Raw genomic sequence first — 25,664 nt, 5'->3', positions numbered from 1 at the left:
TTGAATAGGCGCTGAGGGAGGGCGACGAGCGGTCAGTGCCGCCGTCAAAAAAAGCCGCTCCAGACACTGGAACGGCCTTAGAGGTAAGGCCGGAACGCCTCACGCCAACTGTCTATATCGGGCCAGTCCGCCGTGTCTATGCGACCCAAGCGAATGCACCTACAGGTTGTTCAGGGTTTCCTTACTGGCGCAGAATGCCGCACCGACCAGAAGAGTCCGATCCCAAGGTAACCGTATGAGCCTGTCCTTGCTAAGCCGCTACGCGGTGTTTGCCGTATGCGTGATGTTCACCCTCGCCAGCCTGCCCTTTGTCGAACATGAATGGTTATGGCCCATTACCCTGGTCACCGGCGCCCTCAGCCTGCTCGGCCTCTTCGACCTGCTGCAAAGCCCCCACGCGATACGCCGCAACTACCCGATCCTGGGCAATATCCGTTACCTGGTCGAGGGCATTCGCCCGGAGATCCGCCAGTACCTGCTGGAGTCCGACAGCGACGCCCTGCCCTTTTCCCGGGCGCAACGCTCATTGGTCTACTCGCGCGCCAAGAACCAAACCGCCGACAAACCCTTCGGCACCCTGATCGACGTGTACCAGTCGGGCTTCGAGTTCATCAGCCACTCCATGCGCCCCGCGCCGTTGACTGACCCGAGCTCGTTTCGCGTGATGGTCGGCGGCCCGCAATGCAAGCGGCCGTACTCGGCCTCGGTATTCAATATCTCGGCCATGAGCTTCGGCTCTCTGAGCGCCAACGCGATCCGCGCGCTCAACCAGGGCGCCAAGCTGGGTAACTTCGCCCACGACACCGGCGAAGGCAGCATCAGCCCCTATCACCGCGAAAACGGCGGCGACCTGACCTGGGAACTGGGCAGCGGCTACTTCGGCTGCCGCACCCGCGACGGCCATTTCGACCCGGAACGCTTCGCGGTGCAGGCCCAGAACCCGCAAGTACGCATGATTGAAATCAAGATGAGCCAGGGCGCCAAGCCTGGCCACGGCGGGATTCTGCCCAAGCACAAGGTCACCCAGGAAATCGCCGAGACACGCGGCATCCTGATGGGCGAAGATTGCGTCTCGCCGTCGCGCCACAGCGCGTTTTCCACGCCTATCGAGTTGATGCATTTCATCGCCCAATTGCGTGAGTTGTCTGGCGGCAAGCCGGTGGGCTTCAAGTTCTGCCTCGGTCATCCGTGGGAATTCATGGGCATCGCCAAGGCCATGCTCGAAACCGGCATCCTCCCCGACTTTATTGTGGTCGACGGCAAGGAGGGCGGCACTGGCGCCGCGCCCGTGGAGTTCACCGACCACATCGGCGTGCCGCTGCGCGACGGCCTGCTGTTCGTCCACAACACCCTGGTGGGCTTGAACCTGCGCGACAAGATCAAACTCGGCGCCAGCGGTAAGATCGTCAGCGCTTTCGACATCGCCAGCGTGCTGGCCATCGGCGCCGACTGGGCCAACTCGGCGCGCGGCTTCATGTTCGCCATCGGCTGCATCCAGTCGCAAAGCTGTCACACCAACAAATGCCCGACCGGCGTCGCCACCCAGGACCCACTGCGCCAACGCGCCCTGGTCGTGCCGGACAAGGCCCAGCGCGTGTTCAACTTCCACAGCAACACCCTCAAGGCCCTGGCCGAAATGCTCGCGGCAGCGGGCCTGGAGCACCCGTCGCAACTCTCGGCCAAGCATTTGGTGCGACGCATGTCGGCGACCGAGATCAAGCTGTTCTCACAGCTGCATGTGTTCCTCAAGCCAGGGGAATTGCTGACCGGGGAAGTGAACGGCGAGTTTTATTCGCGCATGTGGCAGATGGCGCGGGCGGATAGTTTTGAGCCGCAGGAAGTCGTTGCGGCGTAAGGGAGCCATGATATGTTGAAAGTCATCGCGGAAGATTTCATCAAGCCCGAACACCTGGACACGGTGCGCCCGTGGTACGCCGAACTGGTGGAAAAAACCCGCCAGGAACCGCTGTGCATCGCCTACGATCTGTTTGTCGATCAGAAAGACCCGGGGCACTTTATCTTTGTCGAGCAATGGCCCGATCAGGCGGCACTCGATACCCATTGCCAGACCGAACACTTCACCCGGCTGGTGCCGCAGATCAATGAGCACCAAGCCAAGCCCTGCAGGGTGCTGCTGATGGACGCATTCTGACCCAGCCTTTACCGCGCTGAAGCGGACCACCGACGGCACTATTGAAACCAGCAGGTTCACATGCCGTTGCGGGACTTCGCGACCATCGCCAGATTTTTCTGGCGATGGCCCATGTTGCCCCGTGCCGCCATTGAGACATTCAGTAATACCCAGCCTTTGCAATCGCTTACAAATACCGCCAACCTGCGCCCGCTCGACGTGCGGCGTAAGACAACAGCCGCGCGCGCCAGTCATTACTAAACCTTTCGTACAAGAGCCCGCTGCCATGCTGAACGGACGCGACCCGCGCATCGATTTTTTTCGGGGCCTGGCGTTGATCTTCATTTTCTGGGATCACGTCCCCCACAACCCCCTCGGCCAGATCACCCTGCGCAACATCGGTTTCAGCGATGCGGCGGAGGTGTTTGTGTTCCTCGCCGGTTACGCCGCCGTATTGGCCTACGGCAAAGTCCTGCAACGCGACGGCTATTGGATCGCCTCGCTGAAAATCCTGCGGCGCGCCTGGGTGCTGTATGTGGTGCATATCTTTTTGCTGGCGATGCTGATGGGCATCGTGTTCTTCGCCAACAGCCATGTGGAAACCCGCGACCTGGTCGAAGAGATGGGCCTGACGCACTTCGTCACCCACCCGCAGCAGGCGCTCACCGATGAATTGCTGTTGCGCTTCAAGCCCAACCTGATGGACCCGCTGCCGCTGTACATCGTGCTGCTCGGCGGGCTGCCGCTGGTGCTGCCGTTGCTGCTGCGCCAGACCTGGGCGGTGGTGGGCGTGTCGTTGAGCGTGTACCTGCTGGCGCCGTGGATGGGCTGGAACTTGCGGGCGATTGCCGATGGCGTGTGGTACTTCAACCCCGTCACCTGGCAGTTGCTGTTTGTGCTCGGCGGCGCGGCGGCGATTCATGCCCGCCGGCCACGCCCGGCAGAGCGCCGCGCGCTGCTGCGTCAGCCGCTGTTTGTGGCGGCGGCGGGCTACTCGCTGCTGGCCGCGATCATCACGCTGGCCTGGCGCTGGCCCGAGGTGCATGACGCGCTGATGCCCGCGTGGCTCAGCGAACGGCTGTACCCCATCAGCAAGACCGACCTGTCGCCGGTGCGCCTGGTGCATTTCCTGGCGCTGGCTTATGTCACCGCCAAGCTCTTGCCCCATGCCGGCTGGACCCGCCATTGGCTGGCGCAACAGACTTGCCGCATGGGCCGCTATTCCCTGGAGGTGTTCTGTCTCGGCGTGCTGCTCGCACCGCTGGCGGACATGCTCAACGCCCTGGCCGGCGACGCGTTGGCCATGCAGCTATTCAGCGCGTTGGCAGGCGTGGTATTGATGGGCGCTCTGGCGACCTGGCTGGAATTCAACAAACGCCTGGACAGCAGGTTGCAAGCGCGTCGCTCACTGCCCACGTCATCATTAAATAGATAGCCCCGGCCGTTTTCGCGACGGTGCTTCCATGCCCTTCCACTTATCGTGAAAGGGTATGGCTGATGTCAACTTATCAACGACTCAACGGGTTATCAGGCAACTTGCAGTCCAGCAGTTCCTGGTCACGGCAACAAGCCCTTGAGCAGATTCAGAACAACGTGATTCAAGCCATGAGCAGCTTGAACCCACAGGAAAAAGCCCGCTACGTCAGGTTGCAACGCGAAGCATTGAGCGCCTTGACCGCTCTGGAACACGCCCAGCAAGCGCTGACCCGCGACTTCAAGACTCAAGGCCTTGCGCAACTGCGGGAAAAAATCGGCGGGCGCGATCCCGAGCGATACACCCTGTTTACCCGCTACAAAGAGAAACGGGAACAGGGCTTCCCCTGGGACCCGCCGCAGCCGCTCCTTCCGCTCAATACCGTGCCCCTGCCCGCCGCGCGCTATCGTCGGGCCCATTACGACTTCCATTACATTGAGCATCTCAAGCACATGTCGCTGTGGGAAGCGGCCTGTCTCAACTACGGTTTCACCCACTCCATTCACGGGGACTCGGGTTTCAGCCTGGTGGAAGCCAGCTATATCGTGGGGCCGGACAACGACAGAAGCCTGGGCGCACTGGCCTTCATCGAAGCCGCCCGCACGCTGGACCTGGGCGCTCAACTGCGCGACAAAGCCCGTACCGCCATGGCGCCGGGCGGGCCGTTGCGCCCATTGTTCGAGGCGTCGGCCAAGGCCAGCCTGCTGTTCGACGCAATCGAAGCCTACCGCAACCGTGCCACTACCGGCGTCACCCTGGAGATCTACACGCGACTCAACGCCGCCATCGAAGGCACTGGTGCGCAATTGCCGTTCGACACGCTGAACCTGAGCTCCGGTATCACCCCCCTGATCTCGGTGCCCTTCGTCCCCTGGGACAGTTGCATCCCCGTGCCCTTAATGCTGATTCGCGTGGCCAGCCTGGGCGTGTTGTCCTACTTCCCTTTCCGTCCCGGCGGGGCGTTGCAATACCACGACGATACCCTGGCCGCCGAGTACGCGTTTCGCACACAACTCACTGACAGCCACGCGAAAAAAGACCTGGGCTGGTTCTCCCGGCAATTGCCCTTGATCGGGCTGTCGGTGTTCAGATCACTGATCAACAAAGCGCCGCATCTGAAGGGGTTCAGTTGGTTAGGCGCTTATGTGTACGACGGTTTTCACCTGGCCTTCTCAACAAAGACCCTGGACAACATCCGCTTCAACACCGACATCAAATCCGGGCGCGCAATCACCCTGGTGCAGGCGTGTGCCTATCGCCAGATCCAGCGCTTTCAGTCAGACCTCGACACACTGGCGCAAACCCGCTCGGAAAAAGACTGGCAAGCCCTCAAAGATGCGGCGGCGGCGATTGCCGGTGAAGTGCTGCAGATGCTGCTTACGCCATTGCCCGGCGGCGTCACCGGCATGAACCGGGTCATGCAACTCGCGGTCATGGGCAGCCTGACCTACAGCGCCGCCCAGGGCGTGAATGAGCTGGCCAAGGGCGAAGCCAGCGGATTTGCCTCGGCGCTGGCCGATGTCACCGACCTGGCCGTCAGCGGCAAGCTGATCTCAACCGCCGGAAGGGCCCATCGCCAACGCATGCACGCGTACCTGGAAAAACTCGGCAACCCGTACAAAATCACGCACGCCGACGGCAGCCATGGGCTCTGGAAAGCCGACGCCCAACCATATGCCCACGACAACCAGCGCCTGGTCAACGGTATCACGCCCAACGCGTTGGGCATTTACACGGTCGAGGGTCACCTCTACGCCAAACTGCGCCAGGGCGAGATGGACGTGCTGATCGAAGTCAAATTCGACGACGCGCACAAACGCTATGTACTCACACGCGGTAAAGACGGCTACACCCCAGCGATCATATTCGCCCCAGAGCTCCAGGCCTGGACCTTCGATCTGCACAATGCCCATCTCCTGTCCAACCCGGAGTTGCTGCAACGCATGCTGCCCAACGGGGCGTCGACGATCCCGTCGGCCGACCTTGAACACATGCTACGCAGCACCGCCACCACTCGCGATACGCTGGATCGCGTGTGGCGCGCCCAGCCGGCACCGTTGAACCTGATCGAAGGCGCCCGGCGACTGCAGGTCGATCAGGTCATCCAGCAAATCATCGAGCGGTTCCCCCAACCCGGCCAACTGCCGGCGCATGCCGACAGCACAGTCTTCTGCCTGCTGACCCAACTCAACGGCTGGCCGACCGACACCCTGCTGCATGTCCACGATGCACAAGGCACGCGGATCGAGACCTACGGCAAAACCGAGCAACCACCCCCACGCGCCCATGCCATCAACCTCAAGCGCCGCGAGGATGGCAGCTACACAGACCTCAACGACGCGGGCAGCGGCCCCGAGGGCAACGAGCACCTGCTTCAACTGATCATCCGCCAGCAACCACGCGACTCGGCCCTGGGTAAAGAGGACCAACCCAACGCCTCCGAGGACGCGCGCGTCAGCAGCGTACGCCAACAGGTTGGCGCATTGGCAAGCCTCGAGCGCCACGCGCTGTTTTCGGCGCTGTTCGATTACTGGGGCTACGAAAAAGCGGAACTCGCCGCCGCACCGGCGGCAAGACGGTTTCTGCCGGTCAAGGTGTCACCGGCCTTGATTACCGTCACGCCCTTGTTGAAAAAACTGCGCGACCTGAACCCGCCCCTGACCGCCGCCAACCTTGCACGATTACTCGCCGAGCACCCGCTGACAGCACGCCAGCAAGAGGCGTTTCTGAGCGGTGGCACCTTGCCAGTAGCGTTCGTTGAAACACTCGATCGCCAACGTACCGCGTTGCGCATCGACGCGGTGATCGACAGCTTGTACAACCCCCGCGACTTCAATGCCGACACCGACCTCTGGGCCCGGGAATTTGCTGGAGCGCTGATCCGCGACACCCTCAAGCGTCCCTTCGTGGTCACGGATGTCAGCCAGGGCGAGACCTTCGTGCCCAGCGGTGCGGATGACCTCACCGTCAACCTGCGCTTGCACCCCGGCGGTCGCTACCAGGCCTATGACATCCGCAACGACAGTGAAATCCCCGTCTCACCCGCCCAAGACAGCTTCTACCTGGCCATCGCCTCGGTGCTCCACCCCCACGAACGTCAACAACTGGGCATGAGCAGTGTCACCGACGCCAAGGGCCTGCGCAAAACCCTGGGGGACAACATGAGCGCCCGACGCAACCCCCAAGGTCACGTCAGCCTGGTCAATGGCTCGCTGGTGCCCTACCAACACAACCTAATGCTGTCACCTGGCCTCAAACCCAGGACCGACGGGATCTTCATGATTGAGGGCAACGAATACCTGCCGCTGTTCGGCAGCCTGTTCCGCATCGTCTTCGATAAAACGCTGTTCAAATGGCGGCTCAAGCACCCGAAAAAAATCGGTGTCGACACCCCGCTCCTGGAGCACAACGGCCAGGGCACCTGGCGCCTGGCCAGCGAGAACCCGATGACCTGGGACACCCACCAGCTATTCCACCGCCTGGGGCACGAGGACTACGCGTTTACGCAGGAACGGGCCAGTCAAATCCTCGCCCTGACCGACACCCCGGACCACGTGCTGCGCCAGGTACACCGTGCCACCCACCCGGTGCCGCCGTTGTTGGCCGACACCTGCAAACGCTTCAAGATCGAGCAACAGATTCAACACTTCATCAACGCACTGCGGGTGAACCCCAACACCCAGGAAGCCGAGCCAGCCCTGCAATTGCTGGTGATCTCCGCGTTGCCGGGATGGCCGGACAACCACAGACTGCAGATCGTCGGCCCCGGGAACGAGGTGCGCTATCAATACCCGGCCAGTGCGGGCCCGAACGCTGAAACAATCCTCGTGACCGAGCAGGACTACAGGGACGCCCACCTGCTGAACCAACTCACCGGCTACGACACGCTGATCAATGCCTTGTTGGGCGAATTGCCCAGCTCCGCTGAAGAGCGCTTGTTCAAACTGGTGAAAAAAATCGTCGAGTTCGCCGAGAAAGAAACCAACCATCTGTTCAATTCGCTCTACCAAGAGAGCGAGCACCGCAGCCCCAACGTCGCGCGCGAACGCTTCAAGGCCGCACATGCCGACTTACCCAACAACACCGTCAACAGCATCCTCGGCCACGCAACGCCCCGCGAACTCAAGCAACTGCACGAGCACGGCAAGGTGAGCCTGCGCCTCGGCGAAACAGCCCGACTGACCGCCCACGAGGTGCGTCTGAACCGCGCCTTCGAGGGCTTGTACCTGGACAACCTGATCAACCCGGACAGCGACCGGATCATCCTGCACCTGCTCAACACCGTGCCCGGCTGGCCCAGCGACCTGCGCATCGAAGTCCGCGACCGACACTTCAGCGGCTCCAGCATCGAAGCCGCCGGCAACCCGGCCGGGACGCGCCGAAAAGTGCTGGTCAAGCAACACCAGGTCTACCACGCCTACGACTCACAAGGAGCGCCTCTCGCCGCGCCCGTCGGCAGCGGCAGTAACCTGCTGTCGGCCATCATCCAGACGTTGACCGATACCGAACGGAGCACGCTGGGAATCACACATGAAGACGACCTCGCGCCACTCCAGGAGCAGATCGCCAAGCTGGCGCTGTCCCAGCGCGTGGCGATAAAAAGCCTGCTGGACCTGCCGCACCTGCAACCCTGGCTGCAACCGCCGATGGGCCTGGATCGCTCATTTCTGGTGTACCCCGCCTGGAACTGGCTGTGGCCATTCGGCGGTAATCGCGCGCCGGACCTGGTGAGCAGGGTCCAGGAACTCTACCCCCGGTTCGACAATGACACCGCCCGCACCTTCATCCGCTGGCTCAACCTGGATGAGCCGGCCGCCCTGATCGAGCTTGACCGACGCCAGGCCGAATACAGCTTCATGGACATTGAACTGACCCGCTGGAGCGACACCCCCCGTGACACCGACAACGACGAAACCGACCCACTGGGCCTCCATCTGGGCCGTCGTCGCCATATCGCCAACACACTGCGCAGGGCCTGGCGACGGGATGAGCCGCCACAGGTCTACATCGATGGGTTGTTTCATGCGGAGTCATTAACACTGCAATTGGACACCATCGATCTGCCCACGGCGGCCTTTATCAACGGGTTCAGGGGCTTCGAGCACATCGAGCACCTGAGTATCGCCGGGGACAGCTTCCCCGCCTCGGGCCATGCATTCCTCGCGCTCTTCCCAGGCTTACGGGCCCTGCAAATCGACTGCCAGTTGAGCGAGCTACCGAGCGCCATCACCCAGATGACGCAACTCACCCGCCTGAACCTGGAAGGCAACGCGCTGGTTTTAACCGAGGAGTCCGCCGCACGCCTCGCCGCCATGGTCAACCTGGAAAACCTCAACCTGGGTTACAACCCCCTGGGGATCACGCTCGACGTCACGCGAATGAGCCAACTCTCGACCTTGGATTTAAGAGCAACCCATACCCAACAATGGCCGATCGGCGCCGCAGATCACGCGAATCTGAACACCCTGTACTTGCAGGAAAACCAGATCTCCAGCATCCCCGAGCGCGTGTTTACCCACCCCAGAGCCATCATCCGAAATCGTTCGACGTTCCTGCATGACAATCCGCTGTCGCCCCAAACCTTGCAGCGCGTTAGGCAATACCACGTCGACATTGGCATGGCCGTAGGGGGCTCCCTCCCCGGCATCGCCCACACGCCGCCCGCCGAACGCGGCATTTTGCCTTGGCTGGTCCACCTGAAACCCTTTAAACACGACAGCGCCAGAGAACTGTGGAACGGTCTGTTAAGCCATGAAGGCGCCCGTCCCGATGATGTCTTCAGAGTGTTGGCGGACTTGACCAAGTCTCTGGAGTACACCATCGCTGGAAATGCACGTAAAAAACTGACATTCCGGGTCTGGAACCTGCTCGATGGCCTGAGCAACTCCACCGAGCTGCGCGAAAAAGTGTTCCTCAACACCCATGCGGCGGGCACCTGTGGCGACGGCGCCATACTGCTGTTCAACAACATGGAGCTTATGCACCGAGTGCATCAGACCCTCGCTCGATACGACGAAAACCGCATCGACCGCGAACTGCTCGGCCTGGCCAAACAAGTGTATTACCTGGAGCAGCTCGACCAGTTCGCCGACGATCACATCAGCCGCTTGACCGCGCAAGGGCGTTCGCCGGACCCCGCCGAAATCACCCTGTTCTATCGGGTGATGTTGCGCGAGGAATTCAACCTGCCGGTCCAGGCGGACCAAATGTTGTATTCAGTGGAGGGGTACGGCGTGGTCGACAACGATGTCCAACAGGCGCGTCAAATGCTGCGCGGGTTGAAGGATTCCCCTGGGCTGGCGAACGCGTACAAAACCTGCGACTTCTGGCTCGACTACCTGGAACGACGCTTTCCCGCGCCCTTCTTAACGATCAAGGAAGTGACCCGCTACAAGATCGGGCTCTTGCAAAAGGAGCTGCCGGACAAACACTCCGATGAACACCTCGACCGCCTGCAAGCGCTGATCGACACGCAGACCGCCGAGCGCAACCGCCTCATCGGCCAGTTGACGGACGCCGCCCTTCACGCGTTGCCGCGCGATTGAGCGCATCAAGGCGGCCTGTGCGCCACAGGCCGCCTTGAACAAGCGTTACGCCGAGCGCGCGACGCCTTGGGCAACCTGGGTCGGTTGCAATTTGAACGTGTAGAACAGCACCGTCAGCAGCACCAGGAATACCGGGCCGACATACAGCGCGACGCGGGTGTCCGGGAAGTACGCCATCAGGCCCACCACCAGCACCAGGAACGCCAGGGCCAGGTAGGAACTGATCGGGTACAGCCACATGCGGTACTTGAGGCCCGCCTGTTCCGCCGGGCTCAGGCTCTTACGGAACTTGAGCTGCGCCAACAGGATCATCACCCAGGTCCAGATCGCGCCGAAGGTGGCAATCGAGGTGACCCAGACGAAGACTTTCTCCGGCACCAGGTAGTTGAGCAGCACGCCCAGCAGCAACGCAGCGATCGACAGCAGCAACGCATTGCGCGGTACGCCGTTGCGCGAGGTGGTGCCGAAGGTCGCGGGGGCCTGGCCGTTCTGCGCCAGGCTGTAGAGCATGCGCCCGGTGCTGAAGATGCCGCCGTTGCAGGACGACAATGCAGCGGTGATCACCACGAAGTTGATGATGCCGGCGGCGGTCTTGATGCCCAGACGCTCGAAGGTCATCACGAACGGGCTGCCCTGGGTGCCGATTTCATTCCACGGGTAGATCGACAGAATCACGAACAACGCGCCGACGTAGAACAACAGAATGCGCCAGAACACCGAGCCGATGGCATTCGGGATGGTCTTATGCGGGTTCTTCGCTTCACCGGCGGTGAGGCCGATCATTTCCACGCCCAGGTAGGCGAACATCACCATTTGCAGGGACATCAACACCCCCTGCACACCGTTGGGCATGAAGCCGCCGTGGGCCCACAGGTTGGAAATCCCCAACGCCACGCCGTCATTGCCGAAACCGAACGCGATGATGCCGACGCCACCGATCACCATGGCGATGATGGTGACGATCTTGATCAGGGCGAACCAGAACTCGAACTCACCAAACGCCTTCACCGCGATCAGGTTGATCGTGCCCATGCTGATCAAGGCCGCCAGGGCCCAGATCCAGCGCGGCACATCGGGGAACCAGACGCCCATGTACACGGCCACGGCGGTGATTTCCGCAACGCAGGTCACCAGCCACAGGAACCAGTAGTTCCAACCGGTGAGAAAGCCCGCCAACGGGCCGAGGTAATCCTGGGCATAGCGACTGAACGAGCCGGCGACAGGGTTGTGGACCGCCATTTCGCCAAGCGCGCGCATGATCACCAGGATCGCCAGGCCGCCAATGATGTAAGAGAGCATGATCGCCGGGCCGGCCATTTCAATGGCCTTGGCCGAGCCAAGGAACAGGCCGACACCGATGCAGGCGCCGAGGGCCATCAGGCGAATATGCCGTTCGCCCAGTTCACGTTTCAGCGGGCCGCCCTGAGCGGTCTCGCCATGAGGCAGGTGGTTGCCAACTGGCATAGGGGTACAACCTCGTCTTGTTATTGGATTAAGCCACCGAGTACTCGACGTCGCAGCAGGTCCGCCAGGACGCCTCACACCGGGTTCGCCTCATGGGCCAACCCGTCTGGCCAGGGCCAGTTCAGCGGGGGTGCAGTATAAAAAGCTCAACCCAGGGTTTTTCACTTAATAAACGGCAAGATTCAGCGAGAACTCGCGGTAAAAGCGGCTTTTGTGGAGGGGCATTACCTGGATAGAGTAAGGATTTTCTCCGTTTGACGCGCGCCGAGTATTGCACAGCTTTGGTGCAGCGTCATGCCCCTACCTAGGCCGTATATACCCAGCCGAAGGCTCTGCTTCAATACTTTCAGCCCATCGGGCGGACAACGCGGAAGCCGGCCACGGCCGAACGGGAAGCATCGCCATACCCGCTGCCGGGCCGCCCCTTCACCATGGGGTGCTTCGATTGCCAGGACGGCAATCCCAGCGAAAGGATCTCCCCATGCCGACCACCCTCGACGTACTCCAGCAAGGCCGGGCACGACGCCTGGCCGCCGATGGCCAATTGATCAGCGCGTTGTTCAATCACCTGACAAACGGCGACTCCACCACAGTGATCGTGCCCGAGCACTCCACCCTGGGCTGCTGGCTGCAGGTGTACCGCCGCGCACTCAGCCGCCCACACCTGCGGGCCTGGGCCACGCGCCTGCCGGTGGAGCTGGCCGGCCTGGACGTGCCGCTCGAAACCGCGCCGCTCGAACTGCCGGCGCAATCGGTGCTGAATTTCTATGGCTATCCCTACCCCGAGCATCGCGGCGAGCGCAGGGTGATCTCCCAGGCGCTCGATCAATCGAACAGTTTCGCCGAGCCCAAGGCGGGGCTGGATGACGGGTTGAAGCGGTTGAATCAAGACCGGCAACAGATCGCCGACCAACTGCAAGCCCTGCTCGACGACGACGATTTCAGCCTGTTTTCCTGCTACAGGAGCTATTTCAAACTCGACTCCGGTTCGTTCTGGGCCACCGCCCAGCAAACCGGCGCCGCGTTACTCGACGCCATCACCCGCAACCCGTCGTTCCTGGCGCTGGAAGCGGTCGACGGCCTGCAACCCGGCACGTATATGTTCGATCCCGCCACACGCCGGCTCAGCGGCAAAAAAGCCTGGGGCGGGCTGGTGGATATCGGCATCGAACAACTGGTGGCGCTGCCCCTGGACGGCCAGCTTGAACAACTGGTCGAAGTCGCCGAGCAGTTGGGGAGTTTTGTCCACCAGAGCGGCCAGTTCAGCCTCGCCCAACTGCTCAATTGCCATGATCTGCCGGTGCCCGACACACCCGCCGAAGCCCGCGTGCTGATCGACACGCTGCGCCAGTCGACGGCGTTGACCACGCTGCCGGTCAGCGACCTGGCCAACGCCGATCTCGCCCTGATGCAGCACCAGCAGTGGCTGGCCCAGGACCATGACCGCGACGTCATGGCCGAGTGCTTGAAAAGCCTGATCCAAGCCCCGCCCAACGACCACGTGATCGACACGGCCAGCGTGACGTTGCACCCCGCACCGGACTCCGACGCGCCGCACCATCCCGCCGTTGTCCCGCACGCCATCTGCGGCCCCTTCACCCTCCAGCAACTGCTGCAACAGCATGATCTTGCGCCACCGACCAGCGTCGATGAAGCCCAGGACACCCTGCAAACCCTGGAGATGAACCTGCCCCGCCGCCCCGAGTTCGGCGACTATCATGGGCTGTTGAGCGCCACGCCCCACTCGCCGGTGCGACTGCTTAGCGAACAGCGCCACAGCGTTCTCGCCACCGCCAATCACGGCCTGCCCGATGGCCACCCACGCCTGCTTGACCGCTTGTGCGGCACACTGCTGAGCGACCTGAGTGCTGACGCGATCCGCGCCCAGGCCGACCACTTGCTCAAACAACTGCTGCGGCGCGGACCGGCGCGGCAGTTGGGCCAACAACTGGTGACGGCGCTGCACTGGTACGGCCAGCACCCGGACGAAGCCGCCAGCCAGACCAGCCTCGACCTGTTGGTGTTGAGCGCCCTGATCCTCGACCTCGACCCTGGAGCCGGCGAAGCAGGCGCTCCCATCGCCGGTTTCGAGCTGAGCGCCCACGCGGGCAAGCCCCATGGCGAAGTGCGCCAAGACCTGGAACTGCATTTGGTGCGAACCTGCAAGGTCTCCACCCGCGCTGCGCCCCTCGCCGCCCACCTGTTGCTGGCCGGCGCCGCGCCGGAGTTTCTGGTGCGCGGGCTGCCCGCGACGATGCGCTTTCGCAGCTCGATCGCCTGGATGAGTTTCAAGCAAGGGGTCTTGATCGCGCAGGCCATGGCGCCCGGCTCACCGCGCCAGCTGAGCTACCACGACATGCTCGCCCTGGCATCCATGCCCGCCACGACCGGCCAGCAACAACAGTGGCGCGAATACCTCGCCACCCGCACCCTGCTCGACTGGGCCATCACCGTGGGCGAACTGCCCGAACGCGACAACACCGCCTACCTCGCGCATGAAATCGACGCGCTGAAGCTGCGCCTCAGCCAACGCCTGCATGCCTTGAAGGCAGCCCTGATCACCTTTGCCGACGCGCCGCCGACCCGCCGCAGCATTGCCCTGGCCGACCTGAAAAACCTATTCCCCAACCAGACGCTGCTGGACAAAGCCTGCCTGTGGCGCCCCGTCCCGCCGCTCGCCAGCGGCAGCCTGCGCTTCCCGATGCACCATCACGAGCGCCGGAACTACAGCCTGCACAGCCTGGTGGAGTTGCACATGGATGGCCAACTGAGCGACAGCCGCTGGCAGTCCACCGAGCCTCAACTGGACCTGGCACAACTGCGCCCATCGTTCGGGCGCCTGGGCAACATCCATCAACGCTTCGACAGCGCGTTCGCGGCCTACATCGAACGTCTGAAACAGGCCTACAGCAGCCTGATCGAAGACCTGCTGGCGCAACTGCCGCTGGCCGACCGACACCACCTGCAACAGGCCGACTTGCAGCTGTTGGTGCTGAAAAAAGAACCCGGCAAAGACCTCGCCCTGCTGAGCCCGGAGGAAGCGTTGGCGCGCAGCGCCCGAATGGGCGTGATCCTGCGCGGCACATCGCCCAGCGCGGTGCAGGAATACGAGCTGTTCCCGCTGTTGAACCGCGTCGACAAACGCCGCGGCGCACCGCTGGCATTCCGCGAGGGCGGCACGCTGATGTCGGTGGCCACCGGCACTCCCCACGCCACCCGCCCGGTCACCCAACTGCTGATGGGCGATGAACTGCCGCTGGACTGGGACGCCTATGCCAACGGGCGCCCGCCACGGCCGGGGGTGCGCGCCAAGGTCATTGTGCAGACGCTGTGGTCATTCAGCCCGCCCCCCGCCCAGCCGCCGACGGCGGCGGCGCTGACCTATGGTTCGACGCTCAACCGCGCCATTGCCCAAGCCATCGTGCGCGAGCACTTCTTCCTCGAAGTCGACGCCTTGCACCTGCAAGCCCGGGGGACCACGCAGCGCGAGCAGATGCAACAACGCTGGGATCGGGTGTGGACACGCCTCAAAGCCCTCGTGCCGTTCTGGTCCTGCGCCGAGGACCTCGCTTCCGGCGACACCCGCCGTGTCATCGACGGCGGCTACGCCTGCTTTATCGACCTGTTGGCGCTGCTGTTCCCCACCCAGCGCTTTCTCACGGCGTCCCTGGCGGTGTTGAAAAAAACCGCGCCGTTGCCGATCAAACTGCTGCAATTGGCCCGCTTGAGCGGCGCCTTTCTCAACACCGCGCTGAACCCACTGGACGGCCTTCCGGGCCTGTTCAGGCTGGCTCGCAGCGGGGTGATCCGGCTGAGCGGCGGTGCGCGGAAAATCCTCCACACGGCCATCGAACAGGTTCAACGTCGCACCGCCGACCGGTTCCTGCTCGACTACCCCAGGCTGCTCGCTGGCGCCAACCTCGGCAGCGGCACGCTGCTGCGCGGCAGCGACCTGCTGCGGATCAATGCGCTGCTGCACAAAAAACACTGGTACCCGTGCCACCCGTTCACCGGCAAACCCTATGGGCCGCCGAGCCACACCTTTCGTCTGGACAGCGCCCTTGGCGTGGCGCCGATGCAGAACGCCCGCGGGCAGCAGGTGCTGGTCAGCGAACGGCTGTTCGCCACCCAGCCGCTGCTGATTGCGCGTCGCGACGCCACCGACCTGCTCGACGGCGACAACCTGCTCCGCCTGGAGCACCAGGCGCCGACCCACCTGGACGACCTGGCCTCGCCCGCCTACTTCAAGGCCGCCGAAGGCTTCGACAGCCTGTGCGGTGCGGCGCGCAGCAAACGCAGCCCGATCCCACTGATCTGCTTCACCAAAAAACTCACCGCGTTCAACGCCTCGATCCAGCAACGCCGCGCCCAGGCCATCGAGCACCTGCGCCTGATCCCCGCCCCCGCCGTCGGCCCTGACCCGCGCAAGCTGGTCCACAACCGCCGGCTGTACGAAGCGCTGCCCCAAGGCACCAGCTTTGAACTGACGCCAGTGGCCAGGACCGCGCCGCTGACCTACAAGCCCCAGCTCACCGGTCGGCTCATCGCCAACGAAGCGCAATTCGGCCTGCCCAACAATCAGTTGGACAATCAACTCAACCGCGACACGCGCGTGGTCGAGCTGACCGGGCTGACAGTGGGCACCGATGACAGCCGAACCCTGCGCGCCATGGCGATCGAACTGACCCCGGCGGGAGGCACGCGGATTATCGTGGAGGCCGACGCCGGGGTCTTTTACGAAGGCATCGCCATCGCCCCCGCACCGGCGATGCTGTTCAACCGCCTGGACTTCAACCTCGGCGGTGAACCCGAAAAGCTGATCCGCGCATTCAGCCAGCGCAAGCTCGACTACTTGAGCGCCGCCGGGTTTGTGCATAACCGCCCGTTGGTCACACTGCCCACCCTGGAGGTACTGAGCCAACAACTGGCCAGGCGCGGCTTCGGTGCGGCCAAACTCAAGCGCCTGCTCGAGCAGTCACGCGGCCTGCGGGTTATCAAGCAGCGCGAGTTGTTGCTCAACGCCAGCGATCAGGGGCAGCGCCTGGGCATGAGCGTGGCCGTCACACCCTTGAAACTCGACACCTGGCCGCCCTACCTCGCCCAGCCTGGCCAGACCCTCAATCAATACCTGGCCAGCAAGGCCCAGGCCAGCACCGTGGCGTTGGTCAAAAGCACCGGGATCGGCTCGGCCAACATCGTGGGCACGGGGGTCGACGAGCTGGAACGGCTGGCCATCGCCGAACCGCTGGTGATGTGGCAGTACAGCCGGGCGGGCCAGCCCAACTACACCGAAGTGATCCTCAAGACCGGCGCAGGCAATTGCGACCAGATGGCCCACGTGGCGAGCGAATTGATCAGCTTCAACGGCGGCGCCGCGCGCGTCTGGGGCACCAGCCCGCCCGCCCACGCGTTTGTGGTGGTGGGGAACCCGCCGGCGACGCTGGGCTCGACCCTGGACTTCAGCGAAGCGGGCTGGGTCGGCCTGTGGATATGCGACCCCTGGGCGGCCATCGTCTGCCCGGCAAGCGACTATGTGCGTCAACTCAACGTCAAAATGCACATGTGGTACCTGGAAGACATTTCGGTGTTTTTCAATGATCGCGGCACCTACCGCTGGGGCCAAGCCAACGACCGCAACTGGCTGGCGCTGCTGCGCAACGGCGTGAAACGCCCGCAGCCGTGAGCCGACACATTTCGTCACCAACGACTAAGCTTCACCCAAGTCCGATCAATCTGCGTAAATGGATGAATCGACTATGGGCGCTTTATGGCAAACCGATTCGAAACAGGCTGCGCTGCCAACCGACAGCCCGGATCAACTGCCATTGCCACACAGCGCCCGCCGGCGATCCGGGTGGTGGCGCCTGGTGTGGCTGGTGCTGTTGCTCGCGCTGCTGGCATTGGGCTGGGCCGCCAGCGTGGAAATGCACACCTCGCGTCTGCAGGCCCGCTACCTGAGCCCGTTGGCCGCCACCCTCAGTTATCGCCTGGAGCCCGGCGCCAGCGATGCCATCGTGTACCCCGGCGACGGCCCGTTCGACCGGCGCCTGGGCTACAGCGCGCTGAATGAATTCCTACCGCGCCTGCTCAAACGCAATTACCTGATCCAGGCCCAGACACGCTTCTCCCCGGCCTTGCTGGGCTATGCCGAGCACGGGCTGTTCGTGCCCTACGCGGAAAAAGTCCAGGCCGGCCTGAGCATCACCGATTGCCGCGCCGCGCCGCTGTATGCCTTCACCTACCCGCAACAGCTCTACGCCAGCTTTGCCGAGGTTCCGCCGTTGGTGGTGCAGAGCCTGCTGTTCATTGAGGACCGCGACCTGCTGGACCCCACGCAACCGCTGGCCAACCCGGCGGTGGACTGGCCGCGCTTTGCCAAGGCGGCCTGGTCGCAAGTGGCCAAACTCCTGCATCTGCCGGGGCAGACCGCCGGCGGCAGCACCCTGGCCACGCAGCTCGAGAAATATCGCCATTCGCCCGACGGTTTGACCTTGTCCGGCGGCGAGAAAATCCGCCAGATGATGTCCGCCAGCGTCCGGGCCTACCAGGCCGGGCCGGACACCTCGGGCAGTCGGCGCAATATCGTGCGCGACTATCTCAACAGCGTGCCGTTGTCCGCCGTGCCGGGCCACGGCGAAGTGCATGGCCTGGCCGAAGGCCTGCGGGTGTGGTACGGCGCTGACTTCAATCAGGTCAACCAGGCGCTGAGCGACAGCGCACAAGACCCGGCGAGCCTGGCCAGACGCGGCCTGGCCCTGCGCCAGGTGCTGTCGCTGATGATTGCCCAACGCCGGCCCTCGCACTACCTGACCAAAGGTCGCGAAGAGCTGGGGCAATTGACCGACAGCCATATCCGCCTGCTCGCGCAGAACCAGGTGATCCCCGCCACCTTGTCCGCCGCCGCCCTCGCCAGCCACGTGACCTACCGCGACTGGCAGCAGCAACCGACCCTCCAGCCGGTAGAAACCAACAAAGCCATCAACGTCGCCCGCAGCCGTCTCGCCAGCCTGCTCAACCGCTCGCTGTATGACCTCGACCGCCTCGACCTGTCGGCCACCAGCACCTTGCACTACGCGCTGCAAACCCAGGCCACCGACTACCTCAAGCACCTGGCCGACCCGGCGTTCGCCGCGCAGATGGGCCTGCTCGGCCCGCGCCTGCTGACGCCGCAAAGCACACCGCAGGTGCGCTACAGCTTCACCCTCTACGAACTGACGCCCGACGGCGCACGCGTGCGGGTGCAGACCGACAACACCGACCAGCCGTTCGATATCAACGAAGGCAGCAAACTCGAACTGGGCTCCACCGCCAAGCTGCGGGTGCTGACCACCTACCTGCAGATCGTCACCGAGCTGCATGCACGCTACCAGGCGCGCACGCCCGCCGAGCTGAAAAGCGTCGAGCTGCCCGAGCAGGATGTGCTCTCGCGCTGGGCGCTGAATTACCTGATCCAGCACAGCGACCGCGACCTGGCGAAAATGCTCGACGCCGCCCTCGACCGCACCTACTCGGCCAGCCCCGGCGAGGCGTTTTTCACCGGAGGCGGCCTGCACCGCTTCCATAACTTTCGCAACGAAGACAACGGCCGCAACCCGACCTTGCGCGATGCCCTGCGCGAGTCGATCAACCTGCCGTTCATTCGCCTGATGCGCGACCTGGTGCGCTACACCACCTATTCGGGCGAAGACAACAGCGCACGGCTGCTCAAGGACGACAACGACCCGCGCCGCCAGGAATACCTGGCCAAGTTCGCCGACCACGAAGGCACCGCGTTCCTGCTCAAGTTCTGGAAAAAATACCGCCACAAAGACACCCAGGCCCGGCTCGACACCTTCATGGACAGCCTGCACCCCACCGCGATCCGCCTGGCCGCCGTCCACCGCTATTTGCTGCCCCAGGCCAGCCAGGCGAGTTTCAACGCCTTCGTGCGCTCGCACCTGAAAAACCTCAAAACCCCCGACACGCTCAGCGACGAGCGCCTCGAACGGCTCTACCAGAGTTACGGCCCCGGCGCCTACGACCTGCCGGACCAGGGCTATATCGCCAAGGTGCATCCGCTGGACCTGTGGCTGTTGGGCTACCTGCTCAACCACCCTGAGGCGAGCTTCGACGAAATCGTCAAAGCCAGTGAATTCGAACGCCAGGAGGTCTACAGCTGGCTGTTCAAGAGCCGTCACCAGAGTGCGCGTGACAGCCGGATCCGCACCATGCTGGAGATCGAAGCGTTCCTCGATATCCACCAGCGCTGGCAGGCCGTGGGCTACCCGTTCGACCATCTGGTGCCGTCGCTGGCCACCGCCATCGGCAGTTCCGGCGACCGCCCCGCCGCCCTTGCGGAACTGATGGGCATCATCCTCAACGACGGCGTGCGCTTGCCGGTGCTGCGTATCGACAGCCTGCAATTCGCCAGCGGCACGCCCTATGAAACCCGCGTGGTCAACGACCCGAACCGCGGCAAACGGGTGCTGCCCAGCGAAGTCGCCACGGCGTTGCGCGGCGCGCTGTCGCAAGTGGTTGACGCCGGCACCGCCAAGCGAGTGGCCGGCAGCTTCAAACTGGCGGACGGCACGGCGCTGGCGATGGGCGGCAAAACCGGCACCGGCGATAACCGCATCGAGGCCATGGGGCCCGGCGGGCGCATGCTCAGTTCGAAATCGATCAACCGCACGGCGACCTTCGTGTTCTACACCGGCGCGCATCACTTCGGCACCCTCACCGCGTTTGTGCCGGGGGCGTCGGCGCAGCACTTCACCTTCACCTCGGCCTTGCCGGTGCAGGTACTCAAGGGCATGGCGCCGATGCTCAACCCGCTGCTGCAACCGGGCGACCCGACGCTGTGCCTGGCCCGCCAACCCTGACGCCCGGCTGCACTACCTATCTGCCACCGCGGCGCGACGCCGCCACACACACTCATGGATCACCCTTTACAGGACTTGATCCATGCCCGCTCTACCGTCACTCGACAGCACCTTCAACGGCGCCCACTACGCGCACATCCGCGACGCCCTGCCGGCCTGGCTCACCCAGGCCACGCCCGCACGCCTCGGCGCATTGAAAACCGCGCGCCTCAACAGCCTGACCGCACCGGCCCCGCTCAAGGCCGCGATTGCCGAGCACTGGCAGCGACAAAACCGACTGGACCAACGGCTCGCCGGGTTGAACGATGTGTACGCCTTTGCCGAGCCATTGCTCAAACACGCCCTGCGCGACTATGGCGCGGTGGATGTGCGCAACACCTACCTGCGCCTCTATGTCGAAGCCAACCTGGCCTGGTGGAAGATCAACATCAGCGGCGCACAGACCAGCAAGACCGTGTCGTTGCTCGACGCGGCGCTGGGCAACTTCGCCGCCAGTGACGACTTTCTCGACTTCGCCTTCCTCGGCCCGAGCGATGCACGCGGCCAGCGCGATGTGCTGTCGATCACCCACCGCACCAGCGGCGCCCGCCTCACGGCGCAGGGGTTCAAAGACATTTGCCGCCAGCTGGATCTCGGCGCGCAGTATCAACTCAAGCTCAGTCAGGCGCTCGGCTTCAATAACCCGCCGCTGGCCCGCACGGTTCACGACGAGGTAGTCGCACGCCACAAAGCCGCGCTGAACAGCGCCGCCCACCTGGCCCTGGCCAAGGGCGACCTCGAGCCCGAGACGCACGGTTTGATGCTTGACCTGCTGAACGACCGACCGAGCCCGCTCCAGGCCTACACCCTCAGCGTGATGAACGTCGCGCTGGTGGGCATCGTGCTGTTTATCGCCGCGCCAGGCCCTCGGGTGATCGCTTATGTCGCCGAAGACCCCGAACACCCGCTCAAGGCATACCCGTCGCCCCAGGCGTTCATGGCCGAACTGACCCGTCAGTTGCGCGACAAGGCGCGCTACCAGGTGTTCTTCAGCCAGTTCGTGCCCCATGCCGAGCGCGGGGCTTTTTTTGCCGGGATCAATGCGCGCCTCAGCCACATCCAATGGCACCAAAAAGCCCGCACCGACAGCGGGCCGAGCTGGAAAGACACGCCGATCAGCGACCCCAACCTGCACTTCAGCGTGCAACGCTGGCAGGACGATTATCGCCAACGCCCGCCGACACCCCACGCGGACACCCTGTGGAGCTACCTGTTTCGCGTGCAACTGAACAAAATCGTCAACGATGCGCGGACTATCGCCGTGTCCAGCACCGACGTCGAACGCCACGCCCGCTGGGCCTGGTGGGACAACCTGGAGCAGATGCTCGCCGACCTCCTCAATGCCGCGTTGCTGGTGCTGACGCCCTTCGTGCCGGTGCTCGGCGAACTGATGCTGGTCTACAGCGCCTACCAGATCATGGACGAGGTGTGCGAAGGCGTCGTCGACTGGAGCGAAGGCCGGCGCACCGAAGCCTGGGAACATGTGGCGGGGGTGGCCGACAGCGTGATCCAGTTCGCCCTGTTTGCCGCGGGCGGCCACATCGGTCAGTTGGCGCGGCTCAAGCTCTCGCCCTTCATCGAAGGCCTGGTCCCGGTGCAGCGGGCCGACGGCAGCCGGCGCTTGTGGAACCCGGACATCAGCGCGTTCGCCCGGAAAACCCCGATCCCCGCCGATTCGATACCGTCGCCCGCGGGCCTGCATCAGCATGAGGGCAAAACCCTGCTGGCCCTGGGCGAGCATCACCTGGAGGTGCAATACGACCCGCTCAGCGACGCGCACCGCGTGGTCCACCCCGAACGCCCGGACGCCTACCGCCCGCGCCTGCAATTGAACGGCGACGGCGCGGCGACCCACGAGGGCGAACGCCCGCGCACCTGGGAGCGTGCGCAGTTGCTGCGACGTCTCGGGCATCGGGTGCAACCGTTCAGTGACACGCAGCTGGAACAGCTAAGGGTCGCCAGCGCCACCGAAGACGGCGCCCTACGCCGCATGTACGAGTACAACGAAACACTGCCGCCGTTGCTCGATGCCGGCCTCAAACGGCTCGAAGCGGCCGACGCCATCCAGGTGGCCAGCGAAAAAATCCGCGCTGGGCAGGCTTTGAGCGCCGACCCGAGTTCGGACTGGTTCGAGCAGATGGTCACCGAACTCGACGGTTGGCCCCCGAACAAAGCACTGCAAGTGTTCCTCAAGCCCGACCTGAGCGGCAGCTCGCACCGCTATGGCGCTGCGCAAGCCAGCGCCGCCGACACCTTGCGCATCAGCCTCGGGGAAGTGCTGTCCGGGCACTTGCCGGAACGGGTGCTGGGCTTTCTCGATGAAGCGGCAATCACCCGCCTGCTGGGCGCCGAGGTGCCGAAGTCGCAGCGGGTACACGCGTTGCGCGAGCAACTGGCCGACTACGTATTGAGCCAGAGCCGCGACATCGCCCCGGCGGTCTACCGCGCCCGTGAAGAGAGCGACGACCCCAGCATTATCAGCCTGCGCCACGACCATCCCGACCTCGACCTGAGCCTGGCCCGCCGCCTGCTCGACACCGCCCGCCCCGCCGAACGCCAGGCCCTGGCCGCGCACCGGCGCGGGCCGTTGCGCCTGCGCAACCTGGCCGACGAGCTGCATGTGGCCGCCGAGGCGGCACGCGCCTACGAAGGCTTCTATCCACCGGCGTCGCCCAGCCCGGCCACGGAAACCCTGGTGCTCAAGACCCTGCAATTGCACGCCGACGTGCTCAGCGACCTGCACCTTGAAATCCGCAACGGCGCCGTCACCGGCCCTCTGCGCAGCCAGGCCGGCCCGGACACTGCCACCACTCGCCGGGTGTTGGTCCACAACAGCCTCGGTTATGCGGTCTATGACGGCGCCGGCCAACCGTTGCACCGCCCGGCCAATCTGTACGAAGCCGTGTTGTCGAGCCTGCCCGCCGCGTCGCACAGCGGGCTGGGTTACCGCCCCGGCGAAGGCGCAGACCTGCGGCGCTGGCTGATGACCGCCCTGGAACCCTTGGCCGAGCGCCGCACGCTCCTCGCTGAGCCGGCGACTCACCGGGTGATGGAGCGGCACACCCAACAGTTGCTCGGCGGCCCGCTGCTCAGCCGCTGCCGCGCCGCCCCTGCCGATCACCCGGCGACGTTTGCCAGGGAGGTCTTGCAACGCCTGTTTCCGAGCCTCAGCGAGCAACGGCTGAGCCGCTTTATCGAGGCGATCCCCACCGACCAACTGGGCACCACCCTGAACGACCTGACCCTGGAGAAACAAACCCTGCACAGCCAATTGCAGACCTGGAAACAATCGCCCACCCATCACCCCAAAGGCAGCGTCCAGGAGCGTCAACAACTGGCCAGCCGCAAACGCCTGGCGCTGCTCCTCGAACAGACCTGGGCCGACCGCTACGCCGAATACACCGACGATTGGGGCCGCACCCAACACGGCGCGCGCGTGGACCTGAACGGCATGCCGCTACCCGAATCGCTGCCCGCGCTGACCGTCAACTTTGAACATGTGACGTTCCTGGACCTGAGCCAGAGCAGCGTCGGGCAAACCCATTGCGGCTTGCTCAAGCACTTCCCGGCGCTGCACTCCCTGGACCTGAGCGACAACCACCTGACCAGCCTGCCGGTCGAGCTTGGCGCGATGCGTTTGCTGCGCAACCTCAACCTCGCGAGCAACCGCATGGCCCTGTTCCCCGAAGACGTGACGCGCCTGCGCAACCTGCGCCGCCTGCAAGTCCTGATCCTCAGCCACAACCCGCTCAGCCTCGCGCCGGACATCACGCGCATGCCCAACCTGCGCCGCCTCGACCTCAGCCACACACAGATCGGCCAATGGCCCCGCGGCCTGTTTGCCCACCCCAGGAACGATGCGTTCGACCTGAACCTGAGCGGCAACCCGATCCACGCCCTGCCCACCCTGACGCCGGAACCCACGGCTGCGCGCACCGTGGCGCGCACCCGCCTGGACCGCAACACGCTGAACGACGATCAGCGCACTCTGTACGAACGCTACCGCAACGAGGCCGGGCTGGACCCCTATCGCACCTATGAGCCCCAGGGCAGCAGCGATCCCTGGCTGGAAGGCGTCGACGCCAACACCCGGCTTGTCCGCGAGCAGCTGTGGGACGCCGTCGAAGACGAACACGGCTCCCAGGGCTTTTTCGAAGTCATCAAACTGCTTGAGCCGCCCGAGTTTTTCGAGAACCCCCAGGACCAGCAGCGCTACGCCCGCAACCAAGCGGAGCTGACGCAACGGGTATGGCGCTTGATCAACGCCACCCACGCCGACAGCGCCCTGCGCGAGCGCTTGTTCAAGCTGTCGAGCTTCCCCGGTTTGTGCGGCGACGGCGGCGCGCAGATTTTCAATGAGATGGGGATCGAGGTCATGGCCAGCGAAGCCCGGCGCTTTTCCGCGTCACTGGCTGAACTCGAAGGCCGACTGGTGACCCTGGCCAAGGGCGCGGCGCGCCTCAAGCACCTGAACCTGGTGGCCCAGGCGGACGTCGCCCGGCGCCTGCGGCCCATCGACGCCGGCGGCGAAGGCCAGCGCCTGCGCTCCGAGCTGGTGGACGGCGAGGCCGGCGAGGTGGACGAAGTGGATATCCACCTGGCCTACCAGACCGCCCTGGCCAACAGGCTGGATTTGCCCTGGCTGTCGGACCACATGCTCTACCGCGACACCGCCAATGTCAGCCCGGACCGCATCCAGCAGGCGTACACCACGGTAAGGGAAATGGGCCAGGGCGACGGCCTGGTCAACCAGATCCTCCTTGAGCCGTATTGGGAGACCTTCCTGCAGGAAACCTACGACAACCGCTATCAACAGAATCTCACCGAGTACACGCACAAGTTCTACCGCCTGGACGACCTGCAAACCCTGCAGGCGCAATGGCGCGAAGAACAGGAGCCGCAGCAAAAAGCCCGGCTCGCCGAGCAGCTCAAGGCCCTGGCCGACGAACTGGACACGGCCGAAAACCTCGTGCTCAGCGACACGCCGATCAGCGACGCGCTCTACAACCGCCTGCTCAACGACCTGGGCTACAAGGAGAAAGACTGGATGCGCGGCCTGACCCGCACAGCCCTGAAAAACGCCGCTCAACAGCGTAACCGGGCGCCGTTGTCCGACACGTGAGGGCACTGCAGGCGCGCATGCCCGCGCCTGC

The 25,664-nt window shown here is 64.1% G+C and carries 8 protein-coding genes; 7 read left to right on the top strand and 1 reads right to left on the bottom strand.

Translation table 11 applies throughout. The features are described from left to right. The first annotated feature begins 235 nt into the window (after positions 1 to 235). The 4 genes from MOQ67_RS06920 (at position 236) to MOQ67_RS06905 (ending at position 10,150) form a co-directional block, all read left to right on the top strand. Positions 236 to 1,855, top strand: coding sequence for an FMN-binding glutamate synthase family protein (locus tag MOQ67_RS06920; RefSeq protein ID WP_017844582.1), 1,620 nt, complete (start codon positions 236 to 238; stop codon positions 1,853 to 1,855). A 12-nt stretch (positions 1,856 to 1,867) separates the two neighbouring features. Then, positions 1,868 to 2,152: a putative quinol monooxygenase gene (locus tag MOQ67_RS06915; RefSeq protein WP_017844581.1), complete on the top strand. Its 285-nt coding sequence runs from the start codon at positions 1,868 to 1,870 to the stop codon at positions 2,150 to 2,152. A gap of 265 nt (positions 2,153 to 2,417) precedes the next feature. Continuing rightward, the gene (locus MOQ67_RS06910) at positions 2,418 to 3,566 is read left to right on the top strand and encodes an OpgC family protein (RefSeq protein WP_126586141.1); all 1,149 of its coding nucleotides are present in this window, start codon (positions 2,418 to 2,420) and stop codon (positions 3,564 to 3,566) included. A gap of 62 nt (positions 3,567 to 3,628) precedes the next feature. Beyond that, the gene (locus tag MOQ67_RS06905; RefSeq protein WP_448675899.1) at positions 3,629 to 10,150 is read left to right on the top strand and encodes an NEL-type E3 ubiquitin ligase domain-containing protein; all 6,522 of its coding nucleotides are present in this window, start codon (positions 3,629 to 3,631) and stop codon (positions 10,148 to 10,150) included. Between the two features lie 45 nt (positions 10,151 to 10,195). Here MOQ67_RS06905 and MOQ67_RS06900 read toward each other — a convergent pair whose 3' ends face one another. Then, positions 10,196 to 11,614, bottom strand: a complete 1,419-nt coding sequence (locus tag MOQ67_RS06900) for an amino acid permease (RefSeq protein ID WP_448675898.1) — start codon at positions 11,612 to 11,614, stop codon at positions 10,196 to 10,198. A gap of 481 nt (positions 11,615 to 12,095) precedes the next feature. Between MOQ67_RS06900 and MOQ67_RS06895 the strand changes: the two genes are divergently transcribed. The 3 genes from MOQ67_RS06895 (at position 12,096) to MOQ67_RS06885 (ending at position 25,633) form a co-directional block, all read left to right on the top strand. Beyond that, positions 12,096 to 17,297: a hypothetical protein gene (locus MOQ67_RS06895; RefSeq protein ID WP_448675897.1), complete on the top strand. Its 5,202-nt coding sequence runs from the start codon at positions 12,096 to 12,098 to the stop codon at positions 17,295 to 17,297. Positions 17,298 to 17,370: 73 nt separating this feature from the next. Further along, the gene (locus MOQ67_RS06890) at positions 17,371 to 20,472 is read left to right on the top strand and encodes a transglycosylase domain-containing protein (RefSeq protein WP_448675896.1); all 3,102 of its coding nucleotides are present in this window, start codon (positions 17,371 to 17,373) and stop codon (positions 20,470 to 20,472) included. An 82-nt stretch (positions 20,473 to 20,554) separates the two neighbouring features. After that, entirely contained in the window at positions 20,555 to 25,633 is a 5,079-nt protein-coding gene (locus tag MOQ67_RS06885) for an NEL-type E3 ubiquitin ligase domain-containing protein (RefSeq protein WP_448675895.1), read from the top strand. Positions 25,634 to 25,664: the final 31 nt, after the last annotated feature.

This window comes from Pseudomonas sp. LY-1 (assembly GCF_053502595.1).
This window is presented reverse-complemented; position numbering and strand designations above follow the sequence as displayed.